This is a genomic window from Paenibacillus sp. BIC5C1 (assembly GCF_032399705.1).
GTDB lineage: Bacteria > Bacillota > Bacilli > Paenibacillales > Paenibacillaceae > Paenibacillus > Paenibacillus taichungensis_A.
Genome location: NZ_CP135922.1, coordinates 3,243,717 through 3,270,378 on the forward strand (window position 1 = coordinate 3,243,717; position 26,662 = coordinate 3,270,378).

General features: G+C 45.2%; 21 protein-coding genes. 16 read left to right on the forward strand and 5 right to left on the reverse strand.

Going from position 1 to position 26,662, the window contains the following annotated elements:
• The first annotated feature begins 140 nt into the window (after positions 1-140).
• From RS891_RS14680 to RS891_RS14705, 6 genes are all read left to right on the forward strand, one after another.
• Positions 141-1,433, forward strand: a complete 1,293-nt coding sequence (locus RS891_RS14680) for an ABC transporter substrate-binding protein (RefSeq protein WP_315795789.1) — start codon at positions 141-143, stop codon at positions 1,431-1,433.
• An 87-nt stretch (positions 1,434-1,520) separates the two neighbouring features.
• Positions 1,521-2,411 (forward strand): carbohydrate ABC transporter permease, encoded by an 891-nt coding sequence (locus tag RS891_RS14685; RefSeq protein WP_113054872.1) that lies wholly within the window; start codon positions 1,521-1,523, stop codon positions 2,409-2,411.
• Positions 2,411-3,217 carry a carbohydrate ABC transporter permease gene (locus RS891_RS14690; protein ID WP_062318999.1) on the forward strand — a complete coding sequence of 269 codons (807 nt, stop codon included), beginning with the start codon at positions 2,411-2,413 and terminating at the stop codon, positions 3,215-3,217. The genes RS891_RS14685 and RS891_RS14690 overlap by 1 nt, the downstream gene beginning before the upstream one ends.
• Before the next feature lie 51 nt (positions 3,218-3,268).
• Positions 3,269-5,035: a glycoside hydrolase family 2 protein gene (locus tag RS891_RS14695; protein ID WP_315795793.1), complete on the forward strand. Its 1,767-nt coding sequence runs from the start codon at positions 3,269-3,271 to the stop codon at positions 5,033-5,035.
• Positions 5,036-5,052: 17 nt separating this feature from the next.
• Positions 5,053-6,837 carry a glycoside hydrolase family 2 protein gene (locus RS891_RS14700; RefSeq protein WP_315795795.1) on the forward strand — a complete coding sequence of 595 codons (1,785 nt, stop codon included), beginning with the start codon at positions 5,053-5,055 and terminating at the stop codon, positions 6,835-6,837.
• A gap of 12 nt (positions 6,838-6,849) precedes the next feature.
• Positions 6,850-7,860, forward strand: coding sequence for an aldose 1-epimerase (locus RS891_RS14705; protein ID WP_315795797.1), 1,011 nt, complete (start codon positions 6,850-6,852; stop codon positions 7,858-7,860).
• Between the two features lie 106 nt (positions 7,861-7,966).
• Here RS891_RS14705 and RS891_RS14710 read toward each other — a convergent pair whose 3' ends face one another.
• Genes RS891_RS14710 through RS891_RS14720 form a run of 3 tightly spaced genes read right to left on the reverse strand, consistent with a single transcriptional unit; the run spans position 7,967 to position 10,706 of the window.
• A complete protein-coding gene (locus tag RS891_RS14710) occupies positions 7,967-8,497 on the reverse strand; it encodes a chromate transporter (protein WP_315795799.1) in 531 nt (176 codons plus the stop codon).
• 24 nt (positions 8,498-8,521) lie between these two features.
• The gene (locus RS891_RS14715) at positions 8,522-9,175 is read right to left on the reverse strand and encodes a chromate transporter (protein WP_397386917.1); all 654 of its coding nucleotides are present in this window, start codon (positions 9,173-9,175) and stop codon (positions 8,522-8,524) included.
• The gene (locus tag RS891_RS14720; RefSeq protein ID WP_315795802.1) at positions 9,168-10,706 is read right to left on the reverse strand and encodes a sulfatase family protein; all 1,539 of its coding nucleotides are present in this window, start codon (positions 10,704-10,706) and stop codon (positions 9,168-9,170) included. The genes RS891_RS14715 and RS891_RS14720 overlap by 8 nt, the downstream gene beginning before the upstream one ends.
• A gap of 123 nt (positions 10,707-10,829) precedes the next feature.
• On the opposite strand from RS891_RS14720, the gene RS891_RS14725 reads away from it, so the two are divergent.
• From RS891_RS14725 to RS891_RS14755, 7 genes are all read left to right on the forward strand, one after another.
• Positions 10,830-11,684 (forward strand): AraC family transcriptional regulator, encoded by an 855-nt coding sequence (locus RS891_RS14725; protein WP_113054866.1) that lies wholly within the window; start codon positions 10,830-10,832, stop codon positions 11,682-11,684.
• A gap of 73 nt (positions 11,685-11,757) precedes the next feature.
• Positions 11,758-13,557: a sensor histidine kinase gene (locus RS891_RS14730; protein ID WP_315795804.1), complete on the forward strand. Its 1,800-nt coding sequence runs from the start codon at positions 11,758-11,760 to the stop codon at positions 13,555-13,557.
• Positions 13,558-13,560: 3 nt separating this feature from the next.
• On the forward strand, positions 13,561-15,252 hold the full coding sequence (locus RS891_RS14735) for a response regulator (RefSeq protein ID WP_315795806.1): 1,692 nt from the start codon (positions 13,561-13,563) through the stop codon (positions 15,250-15,252).
• 158 nt (positions 15,253-15,410) lie between these two features.
• The gene (locus tag RS891_RS14740; RefSeq protein WP_315795807.1) at positions 15,411-16,979 is read left to right on the forward strand and encodes a type 2 periplasmic-binding domain-containing protein; all 1,569 of its coding nucleotides are present in this window, start codon (positions 15,411-15,413) and stop codon (positions 16,977-16,979) included.
• A gap of 33 nt (positions 16,980-17,012) precedes the next feature.
• A complete protein-coding gene (locus RS891_RS14745; RefSeq protein WP_315795808.1) occupies positions 17,013-17,975 on the forward strand; it encodes an ABC transporter permease in 963 nt (320 codons plus the stop codon).
• A gap of 16 nt (positions 17,976-17,991) precedes the next feature.
• Complete coding sequence (locus RS891_RS14750; RefSeq protein WP_113054861.1) at positions 17,992-18,885, forward strand: carbohydrate ABC transporter permease; 894 nt, start codon at positions 17,992-17,994, stop codon at positions 18,883-18,885.
• Positions 18,886-18,915: 30 nt separating this feature from the next.
• Positions 18,916-20,934: an alpha-L-arabinofuranosidase C-terminal domain-containing protein gene (locus tag RS891_RS14755; RefSeq protein ID WP_315795810.1), complete on the forward strand. Its 2,019-nt coding sequence runs from the start codon at positions 18,916-18,918 to the stop codon at positions 20,932-20,934.
• Positions 20,935-21,064: 130 nt separating this feature from the next.
• On the opposite strand, the gene RS891_RS14760 is transcribed toward RS891_RS14755, so the two are convergent.
• The gene (locus RS891_RS14760; RefSeq protein WP_315795812.1) at positions 21,065-22,300 is read right to left on the reverse strand and encodes an MFS transporter; all 1,236 of its coding nucleotides are present in this window, start codon (positions 22,298-22,300) and stop codon (positions 21,065-21,067) included.
• 156 nt (positions 22,301-22,456) lie between these two features.
• A complete protein-coding gene (locus RS891_RS14765; RefSeq protein WP_315795814.1) occupies positions 22,457-22,930 on the reverse strand; it encodes a MarR family transcriptional regulator in 474 nt (157 codons plus the stop codon).
• Between the two features lie 200 nt (positions 22,931-23,130).
• Here RS891_RS14765 and RS891_RS14770 point away from each other — a divergent pair, with 200 nt between their 5' ends.
• From RS891_RS14770 to RS891_RS14780, 3 genes are read left to right on the forward strand one after another with little or no spacing between them, the layout of a single operon-like run.
• Positions 23,131-24,477 (forward strand): spore germination protein, encoded by a 1,347-nt coding sequence (locus tag RS891_RS14770; protein ID WP_113054858.1) that lies wholly within the window; start codon positions 23,131-23,133, stop codon positions 24,475-24,477.
• Complete coding sequence (locus tag RS891_RS14775) at positions 24,470-25,540, forward strand: GerAB/ArcD/ProY family transporter (RefSeq protein ID WP_315795815.1); 1,071 nt, start codon at positions 24,470-24,472, stop codon at positions 25,538-25,540. The genes RS891_RS14770 and RS891_RS14775 overlap by 8 nt, the downstream gene beginning before the upstream one ends.
• On the forward strand, positions 25,537-26,631 hold the full coding sequence (locus tag RS891_RS14780) for a Ger(x)C family spore germination protein (RefSeq protein ID WP_315795816.1): 1,095 nt from the start codon (positions 25,537-25,539) through the stop codon (positions 26,629-26,631). The genes RS891_RS14775 and RS891_RS14780 overlap by 4 nt, the downstream gene beginning before the upstream one ends.
• Positions 26,632-26,662 lie beyond the last annotated feature (31 nt).

The following is a 26,662-nucleotide window of genomic DNA, read 5'->3' on the forward strand; positions in this document are numbered from 1 at the left end:
ATTTGATAATTACATTAAATATGTTTGAAAGCGTTGACAAGAGGTGATTACCCTTATATAATCCCCTATAGATACAGTAATAATGTAATAAAACAATTATATCGTTTGTATCTACAAATTAGAGTAAAGGGGATACTCGCATGAAAAAAAAGATCGGCAGGTTAGCACTGACATTATTGCTCTCATTCTCAACCGTTTTAAGTGCATGTAGCGGAGGCAGTAACGAGGCGGTTGATAATGGCTCCGGTGAAGGAAAAGTGACATTGTCCTTCTGGACATTGTTCGATGGCGGTGATGGTGCCAACATGCAGACTCTAGTCGATGAATTCAACAAAAGCCATCCGGACATTGAAGTCAAAAATACCAAATTGGCCTGGGGTGAGTATTATACGAAGCTCGTAACTGCTGTGGGTAACGGCAATGGACCGGACATTGGGATTTCCCATTCCTCCAGACTTCCCGACCTGATCAATCAGGGGGTTGTCACAGAGCTTGATACTCCGGCTACGGATGCAGGTGTGGACTGGAGCACCTATAACCAGAATCTCTTGGATGCGGTTACCGTAGAAGGTCAACATTATGCAGTCCCCATTGATACACATCCCTTTATCATGTTTTACAACAAAAAACTACTAAAAGAAGCAGGCTTGCTTGGTGAAGACGGAAAACCGATTCTGGAGCAATCTGCTGACGGGTTTATTACGTTTCTTCAAACTTTAAAAGAGAAGCTGCCTGCCAAAACGACCCCGTTTGCATTATCCAATAATAATGATGACCCTTACCGCTTGTGGTGGTCGCTGTACTCCCAGTTGGGTGGCAACGATGTGGTGTCGGATGATCTGAAGTCCGCAGCCATTGACAAAGAGAAAGGTATCAAAGCTGCTGACTATATCCAGAAGCTCTATACCGAAGGTTATATCAAGAAAAATGATCCGGACTTCTATAAAAATTTTCAAAGTGGAACAGCCGCTATTATCATGACAGGGGTCTGGACGACAGGAACGTGGGAATCCACCAAAGGACTTGAGTTTGGAGCTATGCCTATCCCAAAATTCTACGACCAGGAAGCTACGTGGGGAGATTCCCATACCATAGTTTTGCCACTGACTAAGGATGAAGACCCGGCTAAGCGCAAAGCCGCGATGGTTTTTGCCGACTGGGTTGCTGACAATGGTCAGGTCTGGGCGAAGGCCGGACATATCCCTTCCAAGCCATCCGTGCTGGAAAAACAGGAATTCAAGGATCTGCCATACCGCAGTGATTATTCCGAAGTTGCAAGTGTAGTTAAATTCAGCAAACATTCTACCAAAAATGCACAAATCCGCGATGAAGCTGCCTTTAAATTTCTGAATGAAGTATGGATGAACAAAATGACCCCAGCAGATGCCATGAACAACATGGAGACCGCCATTCAGAAAATAGTGAGCGAATAGAAGGAAGACGGGTCGCGCAAGCCTGCGTAATCACCATCTCTAAATAAGAAATCGCCGGCTTGCGTGCCAATCAAAGGGGAGACGCATATGAAGATCAAAAAAATGAGAGCGGATATGCAAGCGCTGGTATTTCTGCTTCCATTCTTAATTATTTATGGTTTATTTACGATCTGGCCCATGATTAAAGGTGTGGAGATGACGTTCTATAAATGGACGCTGATCAAGAAAATGGATTTTGTTGGCCTGGATAACTTCCGAAAGGTTTTTCAGGACAGGGAGGTATGGGAGGCAATCTGGCATTCAACCTTCTTTGTTTTCTTGAGTACACCGACCATGATTATCCTCGCGATTCTGCTGGCTTTGATAGCTAACCGAAAATCGTCATTACAAAAGTTCTACCGTATCATCTTCTTTATACCTAGCGTACTCTCCGTCGCCGTCGCAGCTTATCTGGGTTTATTCGTATTTCAGCCTTATACGGGATTTGTCAATTCCGTCCTGCACCTTGTCAGGTTATTGCCTCAAAATGCCGAGATTTTCTGGTTGACGGAAACAGGGCTCGCATGGGTCGTTATTACCGTAATTACCTTGTGGTGGACAGTCGGATTTAACTTTATTTTGTATCTTTCCGCCATGCAGGAAATACCGGATGAAATTTATGAAGCAGCAAGGCTGGATGGTGCGAGTGACACACAAATATTTTGGAGGATTACTCTTCCTTATCTGAAACCACTGACCAAAACCATTACCATGTTGCAGATCATCGCTTCTTACAAGGTCTTTATGCAGATTTATGTCATTACAGGCGGGGGACCCCTGGATCAGACACGTCCGATTATTCAGTTAATCTATCAGACCGGATTCAAGAACAACAACCTGGGTTATGCCGCAACGATGTCCTATATTTTATTCGTGATCCTGCTGGTGCTGTCGGCGCTGCAATACTGGATGACTAACCGGAAAGGGGCGGAATACTGATGAAATGGTTATATCGCACCGGTTCTGCGTTGATGGCCGTTATGTTTGCGGCCCCACTTGTGTGGATGCTGATGGTCTCCATCAAAGAAGAAGGCATGAAGATTATTACGGTCCTTGACTGGTTTAAACCGCCATACTCACTTGCCGTCTATAACGAAATTCTGACAACGACAAAGCTGTCACAGTGGGTGGTTAACAGTTTGTTTGTCGCAGTGGTTGTGACTGTATTGACTGTTATTTTCGCGGCGATGGCCGGATTCGCTCTCTCCAAAGTGCCGTTCCGTTTCCGTACCTTTGTATTCTTTTTTATTCTTGGTGGATTACTTATCCCCGGAGAAGCTACCATTATTCCACTCTATCAGGTAGCCAAGGATTTGCATTTGCTGAACTCATACAGTGGGTTGATTATTCCTGCATTGGCTTCACCTGTAGCTGTCATAGTACTCAAAAGCTTCTTCGATGGCGTTCCCAATGATCTGCTGGAGAGTGTGCAAATTGACGGTGGAGGCTTTTGGCGAATCTTTACCAGCATCATGCTGCCTTTGACACGTCCAGCCATGGCATCCATGGCAATTCTTACATTTATCGGTTCGTGGAACAATTTCCTATGGCCATTCCTATCCATAACCGATGATAATCTGTTTACGCTGCCAATGGGGATCCCAACGCTAATGGGCCAGTATTCAGAAGATTACGTTAAACCAATGGTTATCAATGCCGTGGCTTCTGTTCCCATCATTATATTGTTTATCATTTTTGAGAAACAGATTGTTAAAGGCATCAGCATGTCCGGTATTAAGGGTTAACACTTTTTCAGGCCTATGAGCCAAATACAGAGGAGATCGGAGAGAAACAAGATGACAACTAAATTTTACAACAAGGATTATCCAAGACCGCAATTTGTACGCAATGAGTGGTTGGATTTGAATGGAGAATGGGATTTTAGTTTTGATGACAATCAGGCGGGTGAAAGCGAGCAGTGGTACGATCAGAATCAGTTTCCGGAAGGGACCAAAATCAAAGTTCCCTTCACGTATGAGACCCAAGCGAGCGGTATCGGAATCGAGACATTTCATCCTCTAGTCTGGTACCGCAGAAGTGTTCAGATTCCCGAAGAAGCAAAAGGAAAACGGAGCATTCTGCATTTTCAGGGAGTGGATTATCGCGCAAAATGTTGGGTGAACGGAACGGTTGTTGGTGAACATGAGGGAGGGTATGCAGCGTTTTCATTCGACATTACCCCTTATATCACTTACGGCTCGGAGAACAATATTGTTCTTGAAGTAGAAGACAGTCAGAGCGCGATGCAGCCTCGGGGGAAACAACGCTGGGTGGATGACAATTTTGAATGTTTTTATGTGCAGAGCACCGGGATATGGAAAAGTGTCTGGATGGAGCATGTGAGTGAAGCAAGGGTTGAAGCAGTCAAGATGACACCGGATATCGATCGTCATATGATTCGTTTGGACTTTCAATTGAATGGGATCGAAGGCAAGAACAACTTGCGTTTGGAGACACGGATTGAGCTGAAGGGTCAGCATGTGCAAACCATCAGCCTATCTCCAGACAGACCCTGGATGACCGTGGAAGCCAGTGTTAAACATGAAGCAGGCGGTCCGTGGAAACAGTCGTTATGGTCACCGGACTCACCGAACCTGTACGATATCGAGTTTGTGATGTACGAAGATGAGAAAGAAATCGATCGGGTTCATTCCTATTTTGGTATGCGAAAAATATCGATTGAAAATGGGCAGATTCTGCTGAACAATGCTCCATTGTACCAAAGAATGATTCTGGATCAGGGCTATTGGACGGAGAGCCATTTGACTCCACCTTCAGTGGAAGCACTGATTGAGGATATCGATAAAATTACCGAGATGGGATATAACGGAATCCGTAAACATATGAAACTGGAAGATCCACGCTTTTTGTATTGGTGTGATGTGAAAGGCATGTTGGTCTGGTCAGAGATGGCAGCAACCTTCGAGTTTAATGATGAGGCAGTGAGCCGATTCACCAAAGAATGGCTTGAAATTGTTCCCCAGCAATACAATCATCCCAGCATCATTACCTGGGTGCCATTTAATGAATCGTGGGGAATACCGACAATTGGTCACGAGGTAAGGCAGCAGCAATTCACGCAATCCATATACCATCTGACCAAAGCCATTGATCCGTATCGTCCGGTCATTACCAACGATGGATGGGAGCATACAGTTTCGGATATTTTGACAATCCATGATTATGTGGAGACGGGAGAAGCTTTTCTGGAACGGTATCAGGATAAGGACTTAATCGTAAGTAACAAGATTGCTTCCAATCGATGGAAGTTTGCTTTTGCGGAAGGTTACCACTATAAAGGACAACCCATTATCATCAGTGAATTCGGCGGTATTGCTTTTCAATCGGATAAAGGCTGGGGTTATGGCAATCAGGTGGACTCGGTTGAAGCCTTTATTGAACGTTTCCGTTCCATCACCGAAGCGATCAAAGCCATTCCCTATATCTCGGGCTATTGTTATACACAAGTCACTGATGTGCAGCAGGAGATTAATGGTCTGTTGACGGAAGACCGTAAACCGAAAGTGCCACTGGAAGTGATTCGGAAAATCAATCTAGGGTGACAGGAGAGCTGAACATCATGCTGCGACAGGATTATCCAAGGCCTCAATTTGTACGTAAAGATTGGTTGAGTTTGAATGGGGAATGGGAATTTGAATTCGATGATGATAACAAGGGACGTTCGGAAAAATGGAGTGAGGGCAAGCGAGTATTCAGCCGCCGAATCCAGGTGCCCTTTGCTTTTCAAAGTCAACTGAGTGGCATTGCAGATCCGGATTTTCACGATAATGTATGGTACAAACGGACTTTTGACATTCCGGAGAACTTCACTGGCAAACGTCTACTGCTGCACTTCGGAGCTGTGGACTATGAAGCCTCTGTCTGGGTCAATGGACAGCTTGTGGTTCGGCATGAAGGGGGACACACCCCTTTTCATGCCGACATTACGGATTCTTTGCTCGAAGGAAATAATGTGCTGACCGTACAAGCGATAGATTATAGCAGGGATGTAACGTTACCACGAGGGAAGCAGTTCTGGCAGGAGCAATCTGCCCAAATTTTCTATACCCGCACGACTGGAATATGGCAATCGGTGTGGCTTGAAGCTGTCGCACCCGTTCATCTACAGAAGGTGCGTCTGACTCCTGATGTCGATCGCAACGAAATCGAAGTTACAGCGCATCTTCAAAGGAATCAAACAGAATCAAGGGATTGGGAAGTGCAAGATATCAGACTACGAGTACAAATTGCCTATCAGGGAAAGCAGCTTTCTGAGGATGAATATCGAATCAGCGGCAGGACAGAGACCCGTACCATCGGGCTTCACACCTTTAACGAGCATGGCCTTGGCAGGCTATGGTCACCAGAGCACCCCAATCTGTATGATATTCATTTCACTGTATTGGTGGATGGTGTGTCCGTCGATGAAGTCGACAGCTATTTCGGTATGCGCAAAATCTCCATTGAACAAGGCAAGCTGTTTCTGAATAATCGTCCTTATTATATGAAGCTCGTTCTGGATCAAGGGTATTTCCCGGATGGAAATCTGACTCCGCCGAGTGACGAGGCCATCCGGCGTGATGTGGAATTAACGAAGGAACTGGGATTTAACGGTGCCAGAAAACACCAGAAGATTGAAGATCCAAGATACCTGTACTGGTGTGATAAGCTGGGACTGCTGGTATGGGGAGAGATGGCGAATGCTTACGATTTCTCAGAACAATATGTCGCCCAGGTAACACGGGAATGGCAGGAGGCGCTGGAAAGGGACTACAACCATCCATGTGTTGTGGTCTGGGTACCTCTTAATGAAAGCTGGGGTGTTCCCAACATCCTGACCAGCAAGGAGCAGCAGTATCATGCCTTGTCGATGTATTATTTGACCAAGTCGCTGGATTCCACTCGTCCGGTCATTTCCAATGATGGCTGGGAGATGGTTCAGACCGACTTGTATAACATCCATGATTATGAATGGAGAAGAGAGGTTCTGGAGGAACGCTATCGCACTCGTGAAAATGCGGTAAACGCCCTTCCGGGTAGTCGAAAGCTTAGCGTGGGTGACTATCGTTATGAAGGACAGCCCATTTTAATTACCGAATTCGGTGGAATCGGGTATAAGAAAAGTGACTGGGAAGGCTGGGGTTACTCTGGAGCGGAAAATGACGAAGATTTCGCACAGCGATTGCATGCCGTAGTACAGCCGCTATTGGATTCTCCAGTAGTAGAAGGATTTTGTTACACACAGCTGACGGACGTGGAACAGGAGATTAACGGTCTGCTGACGTATGACAGACAACCCAAGATGCCGATGGAACAGATTCGGGCCATTATCGAAGGACATTATCTATCGTCCGCTGGCGAATAAGGAGGGGAATACGTGTTGAATACAAAGGAGACAAGTAGATCCTGGGAAGGCGATTTTCTAGGTGAAAAGGCTATTTACCTTCGCTTTGGCTCCAGTGAGGCTGTGATGCTGCCGAATATTGGTGGAAATCTGGTCGCGTATCGTGATCTTGAGCGAGGGCTTCGCTTCCTTCATGAACCGTCACCCGAAGAAATGCAATCATTTAAAGCTAGACCCATGATTCACGGGATTCCCGTTTTGTTTCCGCCGAATCGCTATGAAGACGGGCAGTTTGCCTGGAACGGGCAGACACTTCAGTTTCCGGTCAATGAGGAAGCAACAGGCAATCATTTGCATGGATTTTTGTATAATGCGCCATGGGTTGTGGATGAGTATGGACATACCGAGAAGGAAAGCTATGTCTCGGTGTCCATTACCGTTGATGAAACTCATCCGGCATACGTATCCTTTCCTTTTCAATTCAGTATTACATTACGCTACTCGCTGAGCAGTGATGGATTAATGCAGCATGTCCGCATTCGCAATCATGGAAGCTCCTGCATGCCATGCCTGATCGCTTTTCATACCTCCATTAACGCTCCCTTTAATCCGGGAGGATCAGCTCGGGATTACAAGCTCAAGCTGACCATTGGAGACAGATGGGAATTGGATCAACGTATGCTGCCAACGACATGTTTTCAGCCGCTGATTCAGGAGGAAGAGCATATGCGAGACTTAGGGGTATACCCGTTCTTTGCAGCAATGGATAATCACTACACTGCTGTACCGCAAAACGGGAGAAACCGGATGGAGCTTCAGGATACGAAGAATGGAATGACACTGATCTACGATGTGGGAACGTCCTATAAACAATGGATGATCTGGAACAATAACGCGGAAGAAGGTTTTTTCTGCCCCGAACCGCAGATTAATCTCGTGAATGCACCTAATCTGGATATGCAGGCCGAGGAAGCTGGATTATTCAGTTTGCAGCCGGGAGAGATCTGGGAAGAAACGAGCAGATTATATCTGCGTCAATCGTAAAAATAAAGATAAAGGGAGCAGCCAGGACAGCTAATGCTGTGATCGCGCTGCTCCTTTTAAAAACCAATCAAGGAAGTGGCTACTGCTGTCGGTCGCCACGCTGAATTTAAAATAAAATAATGCCTGCTGCTCCAGCGACAGTGAGAATCAGAAGGGGATGAAGCTTGTATTTGAGCAGAAGAAACAAACAAACTCCGCTAATCAGCAGTGTCGCAATCCATACCCAGCTTAAGCCTGTGTCTTCAGTTGGATAGCCGAAATGAATGGCAGCATAGATAATGAGTCCCGTCGTTACGGGGCGCAAGCCATATAAAGAGGACTTTACCCATGAATTGTCGTGTATCCGGTAAAATAATGCGGAGAGTATGACAATTACAACGAGTGAAGGCAATATCATACCTGCAGTAGAGACAGCGGCTCCGATATAACCTGCCGTCCGATAACCAATCAACGTTGCGGCATTGGTTGCAATCGAGCCGGGCGCCATACCGGCCAGCGCTACGGTTTGTTGGAATTCAGCGCTTGTCAGCCATCCTTTTTCTGTTACCTCGTGTTGAATGATCGGTATAACGGCGTAACCGCCACCAAATGAAACGAGGCCTACACGTATAAACATCATGAACAGGTCCCAGTACATCTCAATCGCTCCGATTCTTCTTGCTTAAATGTAATATTCCAGTTCGGGGTAGCTTCCTGTTCCAGACTTCTTCTCCATTTTCACTTGAAGGCCCAGCCGGTTTTTGATCCGAATCACGGCCATACCGCATATCAATCCTGAAATAATAAGATAGAGGGGGTGGATTCCTGCAAACAGAAGCACAGCTACGGTCACAATGGCAGCTATCGCTGTTGTTGTATCTAGGATGGAATACCTGGCCGTCCGATAAGCTGCCATGCTAATTAGTGCAATAATGCCACCGTTCATTCCGTTTAAAGCAGCCTCAACTTTGGGTTGGTTACGAAATAGGATGGCGAACACGCTGATCAGGATCACAATCAAAAACGTGGGACATGTCACGCCGATGACGGCAGACACAGCTCCCATAATTCCTGCCTGGCGATGTCCGATCATCGCAGCGGCATTAACGCCAACTCCTCCGGGAGCCGAGCCGGCAAGCGATATAAGCTCACCGATCTCGTCCTCTTGCATCCATTTTTTCTTGTGCACCACTTCGCGTTCGATAATTGGCAGCATCGCATATCCGCCTCCGAAGGTGGAAGGACCGATGCGAAAGAAAGTCCAAAAAAGCTGGATCAGTAACATAAATTGTTCATTCAGGTTCTTGATGCTACCCTCAACCTTTCCATCACGCATGATGAATTCGAGGCATCGGCATGGACTCCTTGCCAAGCTCAGCCCAGATGTATTTGAGCAGAAGCTCAGACTTGAGCCCGGTGTACTCAGGTTCATTCCACAAGTTAAAACGTTCATCTGGATCCTGTTCAAGATCGAAAAGTTCACCATAGGTTTGATTGTAATAGACGGTGATTTTATGCCGCTGTTCGACATAGGTTTTTTGATGAATCGTCGTGGGTTCTTGTCGAAATTCGCAGAGAGCATGATTACGAACGGCTTCCTTGGCGCCCAGCCACACTTTCTTCTGATCGATTCCCGTCATGGCGTGCGGAATTGCAATGTTGCAAAAGGACAAGAAGGTAGGAGCCAGATCGACCAGCGATTGTATGGCATTTGACTTTTTCGCAGCAGGCACCTCACCAGGATATCTTACGATAAATGGGATTTTGATAAGATCCTCGTAATGGAATCCGCCCTTGGCCTGAAGACCATGCTGTCCGAAGAAATGACCGTGATCGGTAGTGAAAACGACGATCGTATCGTCTGCAATACCCAACTCATCCAACTTATCGAGGATTTTGCCAATATATTTATCCATCATGCTGATCATTCCATAATACACGCCGACCAGTTTTTTCTTGTCATACGCCGTTAACCGGAATTTGTCGCCATATTCATAATAATGATGCGAACGGTAACCGTGGATGCCGAAGCCGGTTTCAACCAGATGCTCAAAATTCGGATTCTCCTCCTGGGTCAGTTGAAAATGGGGTGGGTTACGATCATGCTCTCCAGGTGTTATAGAGGGAATTGTCAGATCATTGGGGTCATACATGGAATCCCAAGGTTCTGGTACCAGATATTCAGGATGCGGATCGAAAAAGCTGGCCCACAGAAAAAATGGATCATCAGCATGGGTGTACTGCTCCAAAAGGGAATTGGTTCGTTCGGCGATCCAGGTGTTGTAGTGATATTTCTCAGGGATGGGCCATGTATAGGTTGAAGATGGATCCATCGTTCCGGTTGGGGGAAGGAAGTAATCTCTCCAATTCGTACATCCCTGTTCTTCCAACCATAACGCGTAATGCTGACCGACATGCGCTTCATTCGTATGATTACGTGTTAACTCTACGTGGTCAAAGCCGTAAAATGGACCGTGGAAATGTCTCCAGTACTCCAAATCCTGCAGGATGGGATACGCTTCAGACGACGGGTATTCCTCTGTAGATTTTAGAGGCTGAAAATGTGCTTTACCTACTAGGGCAGTGCGGTAGCCTGCCTCTTTGAAACTCTCCCCGACGGTATGACGATCTTCAAGCAGTTTTGTGCCTAATGTCCAGGCTCCATGCTGACTGGGGTACATACCTGTAATAATAGAAGCACGGCTCGGGGTACAGGTAGGGTTCGGGCAATAGGCCCGATCAAACGTTGTTCCTTGATGGGCGAGCCGGTCCAGATTGGGCGTGGAAATTTCAGACTGAAAAGCTCCGATCGTGTTCCAGTGCTGCTGGTCGCTAGTGATTAGCAAAATGTTAGGTGTTCTCGACAAGTGTAATCGCCTCCTAGTAAGATGATATTGAAAAAAACGAGTTATCAAAATAGCCCGGTGTTATATTTTTATTGTCATTTTGTTATGATCAAACAAAATAGGTGAAGGAGGGAACTCCCTACGATGCAGGAATATGAGTACGAGTATGCAGAATTCATCTACTATAAGCCAGGATATTTGGATAAAGAGGAACACATCTGGCCAGTCCGGGCAGGGAGAAGTATAGCCAAATCCAATTACAGGGTTGGCCCCAAACGTATCGAGTGTTACAGTCTTCATTTTGTGCGTGAAGGTATGGTCAGGCTTGAGTTTGATGGCAAGCGAGTGGACCTGCAGAAGAATGATCTGTTTTGTCTTTTTCCCGGCAGAACCTATTACTATCACATGCTTCCCTCGGAATCTCCACTGCAAATGAACTGGCTGGCATTGGATGGGTCTAAAGTCAAACCTTTATTGGAGCTGGCTGGCTTGACTCCGGAAAGTCCGTTTGGCAAACAGATGTGTTCTCCACAGGTCCAGCAAACGTCTGAACGTCTGATTCATGCATTGGCATGTGTGGAACGATGGAAGCCAGCAGTATCGCTGGAGTTGCACGGGCTGGTATATGGCTTGTTGGCCAGTCTTGTTCCAGACACCAACAATGCACAGCCTACAGAACTGGCGGGCTGGATACATGAGTGCATGGATTACATGGAATTGCATGCAACAGAGGGCATTTCGGTGCAGCAGGTTGCTGACTTCGCAGGGGTGCATCGTTCATACTTCTCCAATATGTTCACCAGTCAGGTTGGTCTGCCCCCGTTAAAATTCATGCAGAAAATACGTATGGATAAGGCCAAACAGCTGCTTAAAGATACGGATGCTACCGTTACGGAGATTGCTCTATCACTCGGTTATCCCAATTTATATTCATTTACCAGAGCATTCAAAATCTACTATAAAGTACCTCCTATCATGATGCGGAGAACCTCAAGCTGATCCTGAAGATACCGATGTCCAGTATGGAGAACGCTTACTTTTTTATTGGATCATGAAAAAGGAGACTTCCACAATGAAACTCTCTACATTGCAGAGATGGATATCACCGAAACGCAGCATTCAGGGCAAAATTTTTATCGCTTTTATTGCAGTTACGCTAGTATCCATCGTTTCGATTACGGTCATTGTTTATATGAGTATGCGTGAGACAATTACGCAAAATGCCATTACGTCTGTATCGGACAGCATAAGGCAGGCAGATGAATCATTGAACAGAATGCTGGAAGAGATCGACCGGCTGAATACGGTCGTGGTGACTAACAAGAACACGGTCATTGACACTTTGCTCAGTCCAAATGAGGAGATCAGCTATGAGTGGTTTCAGGAGCAGAAGCGAATGGATGAATTTCTATCTTCCCTCATCGATTATAAGGCTTACATTTCACGGATAGCCGTTGTGGGCCTGAGCGGGAAAGTTTTTTTCTCAGGTGGACCTTGGCTGGACAGAACCATCTTGGGCACGCCATTGATGAACTATATGCTTCAAAATGGTTCAAGGCACGCATATTTCAAGCAGACAGGAGTGTCAGATGCGGTTACCATTGGTCGGGAGATTCGTTATAACCGTGCGACTATTGGGTTTGTCATGGTGGATCTTAATTATGAGTTTATCCAGAAAACATACGACGTGAGGCCAACTACAGACAGCATGATCTATGTGCTGGACAAGGGGAATCAATTCATCTATGAAACCCGATCTGCCTCACCTCTTACTCCATCTTACCAGCAAATTAAGGAGATCAATCAGCAATTTAAGACGGATGGTGAAGCGGTCAGACGGTACATTGATGGAAAAGAATATATCGTTGTTTGTCGTCAATCCGACTATACTGGGTGGAGTACTATTTCTTTGGTTCCGATGGATTCTCTTCTGACCGAATCTGTGAAGCTGCGCAACCTGCTCGCAGAGGTGTCCATTATTGTGTTTGTCGTTGTTCTGATCGTTTCACTTCAAGTCTCTTCCCGAATTACCCTAAATATCCGGAAACTAAAATCACTGATGATGTTGGTGAAGGACGGTAATCTGACACTCCCCCAAAATGAGATTAAAACTGAAGATGAAACAGGACAACTGTACCATGTCTTTAACGGAATGGTGGAAGAATTGAAAGATCTGCTCGAAGGAATCCGCGTCAGCGAGAAAGAAAAGCGGGAAGCTGAGCTAACTGCGCTCCAAGCACAAATCCATCCTCATTTTTTATACAATTCGCTCAATACAATCAAGTATCTAGCCAAGCTGAACGGAGTGCCAAACATTGAAGAGGTCTCGGGTTCATTAATTGAGCTCATGCGGAGTGTCCTTGGTAATTCTAATGAATTTCTTACGGTACGTGAAGAATTGGCATATGTTGAACATTATATTTCAATCATGAAGTACAGGTATATGAAGCCGATTAGGATGATTACCGAAATTGAGGATGAAACCTTATTGGATTGCCTGGTGTTGAAGCTGATGCTGCAGCCCCTGGTTGAAAATGCAATTATTCATGGAATCGGACCACTCGAACAGGATGGCTTCATATTGATACGGGTGTATGAAGAAGGAAATAATCTCAATATTGATGTGGTGGACAACGGTAAGGGGATCACGGAGAAGCAGCGGGAGTATTTACTGAAAGGTACGGGTACAAACGGCGATACATCACGTTTTAGTGGAATGGGTGTACGTAATGTACACGAACGAATCGTTCGCACGTATGGCGCACCGTATGGGGTTCATTTGTGCAGTGAACCGGGATTGTACACCAAAGCCGAGGTTCGGCTCCCCAAAATGGAGAAAAGTATGGAAAATACCAAACGAGAGGTGAAATAAGCCATGTTTCAGGTGCTACTCGTCGATGATGAGCCGTTAGTATACCATAATTTATGGACGTTATTGGACTGGGCTAACTATGGGTTCGAATTATGCGGTCAGGCGCATAATGGGTTAATTGCTTTAAGAATGATTGAGCAGTCGCCACCGCATATGGTCATTATTGATGTAGATATGCCTGAAATGAACGGTGTAGAGCTCAATCGAGCAATCAAGGAACGTTTTCCGTGGATTAAGACGATTATGCTTAGCAGCTATGACGATTATGACTATGTGCGGGACTGCCTGAACAATGGCTCCATGGATTATTTGCTCAAGCATCGATTGGACGAGTCAACACTGCTCAACATCCTGAATAAAGCCGTATCGGAATTGCAGCAGGAAGATCAGATGCGTGTGAAACACGTCACCGAGAGCGGCATGGTCGAGAAATTGAGTTCAGAGGCTATACGCGATTACTTACTGTATATGCTCAAAAGACAGACGAAGGCAGCCTACAGATTTGAAGATTTCTCCCGGAGAGACAATCTGTATCCGCATGCGTCCAGATATGCAACAGCAGCGTTACAGATTGTTCCGTTCCTGCTGCTGACAGAGTCATACAGTGACGTGCAGACGAATGGTCTGGTTCAACAGGTTGTTGATATGATGCAGCAGAGCCTGGGTGATATCCATGAGCGGACAGCGGTGTACGTTGAGGAAGGGCGATTTGTCATCGTGTTTTCCTTCAGGGAACGAAGCGAACACATCATGCAGCGTGAGGTAGACGGACAACTGCGGAAGATTCAGCATGCATTGGAACTGTTCCTGAATCTGCAAAGCGTAACCGCTGTAGGACCTATATGCACCAGTCTGTCACAACTGGAATCCAGCTATTGCTCAGCCGAATATGAACTTGATAAATCTTCTTCTGCAAAAACGCTCAGAAGCCATATCTCCCAGGTGGAAGCCCCATGCTCGGACAAGCATTCCAATGAAAATGATGAGCCACAGCGTGTTTCTCTGACCATTGAGGAGCACAAACAGCTTCTGTTATCCATAGAAAGGTTTGACAAGCAAGGTGTGCATCAATTGATTTCCTCCATTTTTGCTTCGATCGACCACCTGCCTATCCATTCACATAAAGTTCAGATGATTGTCAGCGAGATCATGCAAACGGGCGATAAAGCATGGAGAACCTTCTTGCCTTCCACAGATCCAGCGGTAGCTAATCTGCCTTCAAGAAGCGAACTTGGGCGGATGAAAAATATAAGGGAATTGGAGCAAGGCCTGCAATCCTTCTTCTCCGGCCTGTTTCATTTGTTGCGTCAGCATCGTGTTATTGGGTCCTATTCTCGCCATGTCACGCAGACGATCCATTTCATACTGGAGAGGTATTCCGGTTATGTCACATTGGAGCTTGCGGCAAGCGTAATTGGTCTGAACGCATCCTACTTAAGCAGAATATTCAAGGAGGAGACGCAGCGGACTTTTTCGGAATATCTGAATCAGGTTCGGATTGATGCAGGCTGCAAGCTGTTGGACAGCGGCCGATATTCAATCAAGGAAATAAGCATGCAAGTGGGATTTACGACACACAACTATTTTTTTAAAGTATTCAAAGAAATAACGGGTTTAACACCGCAAGCATATTTGAGCGATCCGGGAAAAAGGAAGAACGCCACGAAGCTGACGTCTTTGCACTTGGGGGACTAGGCCGATAAGGGCAGAACTCTAAACTCGTAAAATATGTGGAGTAAAGGGTCATATTATTGTAATTACCTTCCATGACCGGTGAATTATAATGAGCACACACCAATCGGAAACGCTTACAAGTTACGTTGGTGATAAAGAATTGTGGGGGGCACAACTTTATGCGCAAACGCTGGGGAAGAAAGATGATCATGATGATGATCGCTTCCAGTTTGATGCTGGCTGGATGCAATTCCGGTGGAACCAATAACGAAGCTGCACCGGAGGTTTCGAAGAACGATGTTCATACGACGGGGTTTCCGATTGTGGACCAACCGGTAAATCTCAAGATGTTTACCCGAATTGCACCTGTAAATGGCACTTTCAAAGAAATGCCGGTTTTCCAGGATTACGAGAAATTAAGCCAAGTGAAAGTGGAATTTATTGAAGCTCAGACAGATGGTTTCCAAGAGAAAAAAAATCTGTTGTTTGCTTCGAATGAGCTGCCGGATGCCTTGTTCCGTTCAGGTATTTCCCCACTTGAAGCCATCCGATATGGCTCTGCCGGCCAATTGATCCCACTGGAAGGTCTTATCGATGAATATGCTCCGAATTTGAAGAAATTAATGGATCAATATCCCGAAATCCGCTCAGGCATTACTACACCAGAGGGCCACATTTATGCGATCCCGGGTATTGTTACGCTAAGTGCGGCGCGTACAGATAAGAAATGGATCAATCAGATGTGGCTTGACAAGCTGAATCTGGAAGTGCCGGAAACTACAGAGGAACTGTACAACGTGTTGCTTGCCTTCCGTGATGGTGATCCGAATGGAAACGGCAAACAGGATGAAATTCCGATGACTGCACGCGTGGGATTGGCTGTTGTAAGTGCGATGAGCGGCTCATTCGGATTGGATTCGCAGCTTGGATATAACATCAATATTGAAAATGACAAAGTACACATCTGGATGGGCAGTGACCAGAACAAAGAAATGCTGATGTATTTAAATAAGCTGTACAAGGAAAAGCTGCTGGACCCAGAAATATTTTCACACACAGAGGCGCAATACCTGGCCAAGCAGGGATCGGGAAATACAGGTTTTTTCTTTGACCAGACGAACAATAACTTCTTGTCGATCAAAGACCAATATACCGGTATTGCCCCACTGGAAGGTCCCCAAGGTGACCGATTGCAGAGTCAGGCTCTGCCAATTGCCAGAGATTTTGGAGCCTTTGCAATCACATCCGTCAATCAATATCCGGCAGTGACGATGCGCTGGATTGATTATTTCTACAGTGATGAGGGTTCCACCCTGCTCCGATTCGGAAGAGAAGGTGAGCACTACGAGATGAAAGATGGTATTCCTTATTATAAAGAGGACTTCCTGAAAGAAATCAGTAACCAGGCCAAAATTACCCCTTATGCCGGCGGAGGCGCGCCACATCTCATTAGCGAACAGGTTGCTTCTTTTATCAACCCGCCTCAAGTGCAGGAGGCGCAGCAAAAGCTCGATCCGTTCATGCCAAAAGTCCGCTATGCGGCTCCAATGTTTGATGAGCAAACTGCCCAGGAAGTCAACATTCTGCGAAATGATATTGATAAATATTACGAAGAACAGAGTACAAAATTTATTGTGGGTGCAATCGGTTTTGACAAGTGGGAGCAATTCCAGACGACGCTCAAAAAGATGAGAGTTGAGGAACTGGAGAAGTTGTATCAGGATGCCTTTGACAAGATGCAGAAATAATGCTGAAACATCATGGATAAGGAGCAGTTGCCTATGAAAAGCGTCAAAACCGATACAACGATTACGATGCCACGAAGTCATCCGAAAAAGAGTTCAGGCCTGTTAAGGCAAATGGGCAAAAGATTGGACCTGTACCTTATGCTGCTTCTGCCAGTCACTTGGTATGTGGTATTCCACTATGCCCCGTTGTATGGACTGCAAATTGCGTTCAAAAATTTCAATCCGGCCAAAGGGATTCTGGGCAGCAGCTGGGAGGGATTTGGCCACTTTCAACGATTTTTTGATTCCTATTATTTCTGGAGACTTCTATGGAATACACTTTCCATTAACTTGTTCTCCTTATTGATCGCCTTTCCAATTCCGATTCTGCTGGCATTAATCATTAATGAAATTCGCAATAAAACCTTCAGCAAATGGCTGCAAAATATTACGTATATTCCCCACTTTATTTCAGTAGTCGTTATCGTTGGCATACTGAATGTGTTTCTCTCACCCCATACGGGTCCAGTCAACCTGCTGATCGAGGCATTCGGAGGTACACCGATCCGTTTTCTTGAAGAAGCCGGTTGGTTTAAGACTATTTTTATCAGTTCGAATATATGGCAGAACATGGGCTGGCAATCCATCATCTATATTGCAGCCTTGAGCGGAGTGAACCCGCATCTGTATGAAGCTGCCAAAATGGATGGGGCGTCAAGGCTGCGGCGTATATGGCATATATCGCTACCCGGCATCGCTCCAGTCGTCATCATTTTGCTCATTTTGGATATCGGTCATTTCATGAACATAGGGTTTGAGAAAATTTTGCTGATGCAAAACAATCTCAATCTGGAATCTAGCGACGTCATTTCAACCTTTGTCTATACGACAGGTATCCTCAAGGGAGAATACAGCTATACAGCTGCTATCGGGCTCTTTAATTCAATCATTAATCTGGTGTTACTTTTACTGGTCAATCGGATTGCACGTAAGACGTCTGAGACGAGCTTATGGTGAAGGAGGGCAAGAAGCCATGTCCAAGCAGGCGACATTACAAACCAGTTCCAATGAACGGATTTTCGATGTAATCATATACGTCATAGCCTCAATTATTATCATCGCTGTGTTGTACCCGTTGATTTTTATCGTGAGTGCTTCATTCAGTGATCCCACGAAAGTATTGAATGGAGAAGTCTGGTTATTGCCCAAAGGACTGACGTTGGACGCCTATACGAATATTTTGCACAACGAAAAGATTTGGCTGGGATACCGTAATACGATATTTTATACGGTCGTGGGCACGGTGATTAACATTATCATGACCGTGTTGGCCGCATACCCTCTTTCCAGACCCGACCTTCCTGGACGTAATGTAATCATGGTGTTCATCACGCTAACGATGTTTTTCAGTGGCGGATTAATTCCAACGTATCTATTGGTCAAAAATTTGGGCATGGTGGATACGATGTGGGCTCTGATCATTCCCGGCGCGATCGCCACGTACAATCTGATCGTGATGAGAACGTATTTTCAGTCGAGTATTCCCTGGGAGCTGCAAGAAGCTGCCCACATGGACGGGTGCTCTAATTGGCGGCTGCTTGTGAGCATTATCCTGCCCTTGTCCAAGCCGATTCTTGCCGTGATGGTGCTGTTCTATGCCGTAGGCCACTGGAATTCATTTTTTAACGCACTCATCTATATTCGTAACGAAAATCTGCATCCGCTTCAGTTGATACTGCGCGAAATTCTGCTGATCAGCCAATCCGATGCCGTGGACGGAAGCCTTGGATTGGAAGACAAAATCCTGCTTGCGGAGAGCATCAAGTATGCGGTCATTATCGTCTCCAGCTTGCCTGTACTGTTGATGTATCCTTTTGTGCAGCGGCATTTTGTTAAAGGGGTCATGATTGGATCGATCAAAGGTTAAATCCATATCAACCACAATGATGGAGGAGTTATGTTGAAATCAAACGCCAGAATTAGTGTAGATTGTAGTCGCGTAAGTGAGCATAAGGTCAACCCGTATTTGTTTGGGCATTTTGTGGAAGACATCCGGGATCATATGGAGGCGATGCTTGCCTTTCCATTGAAGGATATGGACTTTGAAAGCGAGGCCGAATCAAGCACTTCTGTATCAGGAAGCTGGTACGCCTCCACCAACGGGAGAAATACGCAATATGCGATGGAAGCTCCAGCCCCCAGACATTCGGGCCGCGCTCAGCGTATTCGTATCTTTAGTGATGATGAAGCGCATGCCGGAATTGCACAAAGCTGCGCATTGAAAGGGCCCATGGATTACACCGTACGTATCGTTGCGCGAGCCTCTATCGAACTCCGATATTTGATGGTGGAAGCCGTCGATAGACGTACGGAAGAAGTGCTTGGTCAGTTGAAAGTCGAATTAAACAGCCATAATTGGCAGGCTTATGAAGCACGGCTGACGATGTTACGAGCTTGTCCCGATGCGGAGGTCAGGGTGTATATTCCGGCAGAGCATCCAAGATGGATCGATCATGTCTCCACGGGAATGCTCTGGCTGGATCATGTGTCTTTATTGCCTGTCGATCATATTGCCCTGGTAAAACGTGAAGTTGTAGAGATGACCAGAGCGTTAAACGCAGGCATGATGAGACTTGCAGGGAACTACATTAGCGCCTATCACTGGGAGCATGGCATCGGCCCGATGCTGGAGAGACCTGTTATGTACAACGAGGCATGGGGAGGATGGACCAGCAAGTATTTCGGAACGGATGAATTTATCCGCTTTTGCCACGAGCTGCAAGTGGAACCTCTGATTTGTGTGAACGATGGATCGGGTACACCTGAAGAGGCAGCCCAATGGATTGAATATTGTAATGGAAGTGTAGATACGCCAATGGGAGCTCTTCGGGCGAAGAATGGATCGCCGGAACCATATCATGTGAAGTATTGGGAGATCGGCAACGAGGTGTGGGGACAATGGCAAGTTGGAGCTTGCTCTGCCGAGCAATTTGCGGAGAGGACCGTACAGTTTGCGAAGACGATGAAGGAATCAGATCCTTCCATTGTATTACTGGCCTGTGGACATTACGAGCAGGATTGGAATAAAACAGTGCTTGCTCTCGCCGGGGAACATATCGATTATCTAACGTTGCATTTGTATCATGGCTATGGTCCCTTTGGCATGAATCGGGATACGCCGGTGGAGGATCGGTATAAAGCAATGGCCAGCTATCCCGAGTGGACGCGGCACTATATACGTCAGACAATGGAGGTCATTCATTCCGACATCAAACATCAGCATGTGAAGCTGGCCATCACCGAATATAACACGATGTATTATCCAAACACTGTGCGAAAAGGACTGCCAGACGAGCATACCCTTGGAGCAGCCGTGGCGAATGCCGCCAATCTGAATGAAATGATTCGTTGCAGCGATAGCGTGCACATCGGCAGTTTCTCTGATCTGGTCAATGGTTGGCTCGGCGGATGCATCCGTGTCGGAGATTTTTATGCTGATCAATATCGAGGCAAGCAGGCTGGATGGAGTGGACACCCGCTCACGATATATGGAACTCCAACCTATGAAGTATTAAAGCTTTACGCGAATCGGGATATTCGTCATATCCTCCCCGTAGAAGCTGAATGTGGAACATTCTCTGTAATTTCCAACAAAAAAACGCCTGTAGAGCTGGACGCACTTCCCAATCTGGATGTTGTAGCCGGAACGAATGATGATCGCAGCAGGGTCACCATGTTTATTGTGAACCGAAGCTTGGAAGAGGTACGGGTTGAGCTCGATTTACAATCTTTCGATGCGAGCGAAGAGGGGACCTTATATGAGATTACCAGCGATTCGCACCATAACATCAACTCGGTCTTTCAACCCGATCATATCAAGTGCACAGAACGGAGTGTTTTGACCGAGAACTGGCAGCAGGGTTATGTTTTATGTCCTTCATCTATCTATGTACTGGAGTTTGGAAAGGCAGACTAATTGAATTGACATTCTGGGGTGGAGACAAATAGGGTTTCAGAACTTATACCTAAGTTCTGAAACCCTATTATCTGTTCTATGGTGCCTAGGCACCCATCAATTCAATGCATACCTGATGAAAGTTGGCATTTTAAATAGTTACTTGCGTTCGCTTATACAAAACGGGTATTGCCGCTGCAATAAGGATCACGCCCATAATGGCGGGTGCAGCATGACCAAGTGATACATAGATTTGACCTCCAATGATAGGACCAATCATTCTTGCTAAAGCCTGTATAGATTGACTACCACCTTGAATCCTTCCTTGTTCACTAGAATCGACAGACTTGGAGAGCATGCCATTAAAGGAAGGCCCGAAGATCGAATCACCAAAACCGAAGATAAACATGCCGGCGATAAACAGAGGGTAAAATGAGAACAACGTAGACAGTGCGATGAAACTGTAGCCTATAATCTCTGAAATCATTCCAAGAATGGCAATCTGTTTATCACTAAATCTTTTCAGAAGCTTAGGCATGATGAAAGCTTGTGAGATGATGTCCTGAACACCCATAATCGAGAACATAAGTCCAATGATTGCAGGCTTCCAATTGAAAGTATCCACTGAAAATTGTGAAAAGACGGCCTGTAAAGATCCGTTGGGTATCCAAAGTAAAAACGCTGAGATCAGTAGTCTGTTTAAGTTTTTCATGGAAAGCAGGTTTGCAAGCTGTATGAATGGATTAAGTCTCGCCAGTGTAATTTCTTTCAGTCTATGTTTCTTGTCCAGACTCTCAGGCATAAAAAAGAATCCATACATAACATTCACTAAAGTGATGATTGCTCCAAAATACATGGGTGCAGAATAATCAATCTTGGCGAGTAATCCGCCTACAGTCGGGCCAATGACGGTGCCTACACCGACAACCGCACTTACCCATCCAAAGTATTTGGTTCTCTGTTCGGGTGGGATGATGTCCGCAAAATATGCGAAGATGGTGCCTATGCTTCCGCCTGTTATACCCTCAATTATGCGCCCCGCAAAGAGTACCCACAGCGCTCCACCTATCCCGAAAACCAGGTATCCGATTGCAGAACCCAAAAGGCATACCAGGAGTAGTGGGCGACGGCCATATTTGTCGCTGAGAGCTCCAAGCACGGGGGACGCAAAAAATACGCAGAAGGCGTAAACAGAGGTCAGCAGCGTAACAACGGTAGCTTGTTCTCCCGGAGTGCTTGTGTAAGGCTGTACTAAGAATGGGACGACAGGTGCTATGATGCTGAATCCTATTCCGCAAAGAAACACAGAGATTAGACCGAATAGCAAAGCATGCTTGTCTATGGTTTGTTCAGCGTTCTGTGTATGTTGTGATCGTGATTTAAACATTCAATTCTCCCCTCAAACGCCGTTATTTTATTTCCTTGGAAACATTAATATCGTACAACCACTTTGTTTCCTTGTCAACAAAATAATAACGATAAAAAAACAGCCTGTACTCCAATAGAGTCCGGCTGCGTTTAGTTTAACTTGCATAATTCAGATTTATTCCGACTTCAGATCTGTACCCAGTTTCTTTATTTCTGCGTCGAGATGCCGATTATACTTATCCACGAATTTAAGCATACTGTCAAATTGACCATCGGTTATCTGTTCAAATACGGCTTTATCTCGCTCATGAAACTCGTTGTGCAGGTCCTCATGGATTTGATAAATGACTTTCCCTTGCTCGGTAAGCCTAAAATAGATTTCTTTCTTGTTATCCGACTTCTGGTAGCTTTCGATCAGGCCTTTTTCGATGAGCTTCTTCGTTAATTTACTTATCGCACCGCGAGTCATATAAAAATACTCCGCAAGTTTTGTCACATTGGAATCTGCATTCTTTTCAATGTATTCGATGCAATGTACCTCAGAAGGCTTATAACCCTTAAGACTTTCTTCCATCTTATCTTTATTAAGCCAAACCAGCTTGTTATATAAGTCCCTGAAACCCAATAGGACCTGTTCTTCTTTGTTCATGGACTATCCTCCCACCTGTTGGTGCATTACAATATTATATAAAATTTTGGGTTCCAGTTCAAAAGTATTAATGATTAAGGTAGGGATCCGTACGTGATAAAAGAGAGATAAAAGCCTTTGTGGCTACTGCATAACTCAAGGTGATTTTCTGAATAAACTTTTATCTTAACGACATACTACTTCAAAAGAGGTGGTAAAATTTGCAGCAAATCCATGAACAAGATTTTCACAATATAGAAAAGCAACTCAAAGATCATTTCAAAAAGAGCTCGGATTTCTTAAGCAAGAATGTGGTTATCGCGGATCAGGAATTCAGAGCGTATTACATGGAGACCCTTGTCGATCTTCCAACAACATTGTCTACAATTAACCAGGCGGCGAGTGGCGATGATAACGGATCATTTCAAAATATGTTCAGGCCATTTGAAGAAGAGGCCTCCATGTCAATGGACGAGATACGCAATCATATTTTGCATGGAAAGCTTGTTCTGTTCAGCACTGAAGGGATGGCAGCTGTTATGGAACCGGAGCATACTGATATTTCGCGATCTGTCAGTGCACCGGAGAGTGAGAATCCACTTCAATCCGCGTACGATGCTTTTACAGAAGATATTAATAAAAACATCGGTTTGCTGCGGAAAAAGATGATTTCCGAAGATTTGGTTATTGAGCGACGAGAAACGGGGACCCGATCTACCAAGAAAATTGCCATGGTGTATTTGGAGGGAGTTGCCCAAGCCAAAGTCATCGAGTCTATTCGCGAGAAACTGGAACAAAACAAGGACGAGGAATTGACTACGGTAAGGGATCTGATACGTATACTGGGGCATCCAAAATTCTCAATAACACCAACGTACATCTCTTCGGAGCTACCTGGGGAGATGGTGCAGAATCTGATGAACGGAAAAGTGGTTATTCTAATTGATCAATTTTCGTTTGCTTTTGCTTTTCCAGCCATCATCACGGATCTATGGTCAACAACACTGGACGTTAACTACCCTTATTTGTTTCAAGTGTTTTTACGAACCGTACGGGCCATTGGGGCACTTTTGGCCATTACGCTCCCAGGTCTGTATATTGTGCTAAATTCGGTGAATCCGGAACTGTTGCGAATCCAGTTAGCCATCACGGTTGCCAAGAGCAGGGAAGGGGTTCCTTATCCTTCGTTGATCGAAATGCTGCTGGTTATGCTGCTTTTGGAGATGATTATCGAAGCCACCATTCGACTCCCAAAGAACATCGGACCCACCATAACCATGATTGGCGGTATTCTGTTGGGACAAGCCATCGTTCAAGCCAAACTCGTCAGTAATCTATTAATTATTATTCTGGTTGCCTCGGCAATTGCCAACTTTGTATTGGCAGGCTATATGAACACGACGGGCATACGAATGTACAAATACGTTGTTATGCTCATCAGTTCCTTTTTCGGGATATGGGGTCTTGAGGCTGCGATGATTTGGATCATACTGTATTTTGCCACGTTGAATACTTTCTCCGTTCCCTACTTAAGTTTAAGTGTGAAAGGAAAGGCTTCGGATGAATAAAGCCCAGATTCTAACCATGTTTGTGCTGCTTCACTTCGCTTCGATCTTTGCCATCTTCCCTGAACGTATCATATCTGCGACTTCCAAAGGACACTGGGAACCCATAATGATTCTCTTTTTGGCAGAGCTACTTGTTCTTTGGATGTACTTAAAAGCGTTATCGCAGTTTCCAGGGAAAACAGTGGTGGACATCTGTAATGAATCACTGGGCAAATGGGTAACGAGACTGATCGTTCTGCCGATGCTTTTCTTCCTGTATATTGAGCTGCTATTACTTATGTACTTTCAGTCAGTCGAGATTAAAGCCGTATTACTACAGAGAACACCGCCAGCAGCAACGTCGGCTCTTTTTATCATTCTCTGTTTCTATGCTGTTTGGAAGGGACTTAGCGTAATGATTCGGGCCAGCATCGGATTGTGTATTCTCTTGATGCCATTCATTTTCTTTTCCATGATGATCAGCATCCAGAATTTTAGAATCAGCTACATTTTTCCGATTTGGGATAGCGGAATGTCGTTTTTCTCCAATTCGGATTTCTATGTATGTACGGTCATTTCAGCCGGATTTCTATTCCTTGGTATGATTCCCTCCAAACAACGGCTTAGCTTTGGCAAAGCAGCTGGTGCAGTGGGTATCATATTTGTGTTTGCTTTGGGATCTGTATATGTTCCGCTTCTTGTATTCGGACAGGAAACGGTAATCCATCTGCAATATCCGATGCTCATGGCATCGGATACTATTGATCTGGAGTGGGTTGTATTTGACTGGCTTCCAAGCTTTTATGTGGTGGCCTCCAGTGCACTGGGTGTTTTGAAGGTTTCCGTTTTACTCTGGATGCTGGTGGCCCTGCTGCATCAGCTCTTTATGCCAAAAATCAACCGATTATGGATTCTTTCCGTGGTGTGCCTCACCTTGTACGTGATTAGTCTTTTGATACCGGATGTTAACGCTTTGAATTCATACCTGTACCTGAATTCTTTCTTTTGCGTTTATAGCGTTATCGGTTTTCCAATCATTGTATTCCTCGCCGCGCAATGGCAGCGAAAGAAGGTGAGTACATGAACATGCGCACCATAAAAACTCTGATTGTAACTTTATCTATGATCATGTTACTTCCGGGATGTTGGGATACAAAAGATATTAACAAACAATATTTGCCTGTTGTCATGGGTGTGGGGAAGGGAAAAACGGAGAAATACAGGATCATTCTCCAAATCCCCGATGCATCAGGCAAAACCCAAATTCTTGACAAAGAGGCGAAATCCATCAGTAAAGCGATTGATTTGATACGAACGGATTCTGAAAAAAGCATCGAATTGGTACATTTGAGGCTGTTGTTAATCGACAGGAAAGTCGCAGAGAAGGGGATTGACAACATTATCGATTTTGCCGTTAGAGCGAACGATATTTCGATTAAGGGCTTGGTGGCGGTGATTGACGGTGATTTTGAGAAGACGATGTATCATCAAATCTCGCCAACACCTGAAATTTCTTCTTACGACTTTTTTAGCCAGGATGCCGGATGGACGCCGAATCAATCCATCGTCCGAATATGGGAAGCCTATCAAAACCAAAACTCATATACAGAAGACATGGCCATCCCCATGCTCAAAAACGGCGATCGAACCTTGTTCACTTTTAAAGGCACGGCTGTAATGCGTGAGGACCGCATGGTTGGGACGCTGAATCAGGAAGAGACCCTTTTATTTAATTTATTTAAAGGGAAATATTCAGGGGGAACCATTGAAGTCGCTCAAAACACGAGTGTCCTTATTCAGGATGCTAAAACAAAACATAGGACCCAGTGGTCGGAAAAAGGACCTTCAATCCAGACGGATGTTACACTTGACGTCGTCATTACTGAAAGCCCTGAAGGAAAAGGCAACGCGGTGATTGAAAAAGAAATGAAGGAACAATTGAGTAGTCAATTCAATGAAACCGTGAGAAAAATTCATTCCTTAAAATCAGATGTACTCGGAATAGGCATGATATTCCGTCCGAAGATGTCGGAAGGGAAATTAAAGGAATGGAAAACCAAGTGGTTTCCGAAGTTGGAGCAAAAGATCAACGTTCGTGTAAACGTTCTGAACGAAATTTATTTTAAAGAAAATGCCAACGATAATGAGAGTCAGGGACAAATGTTAAAAAAATAGCGTAGCACTGTTCACCCTGCCATAAGAGAGG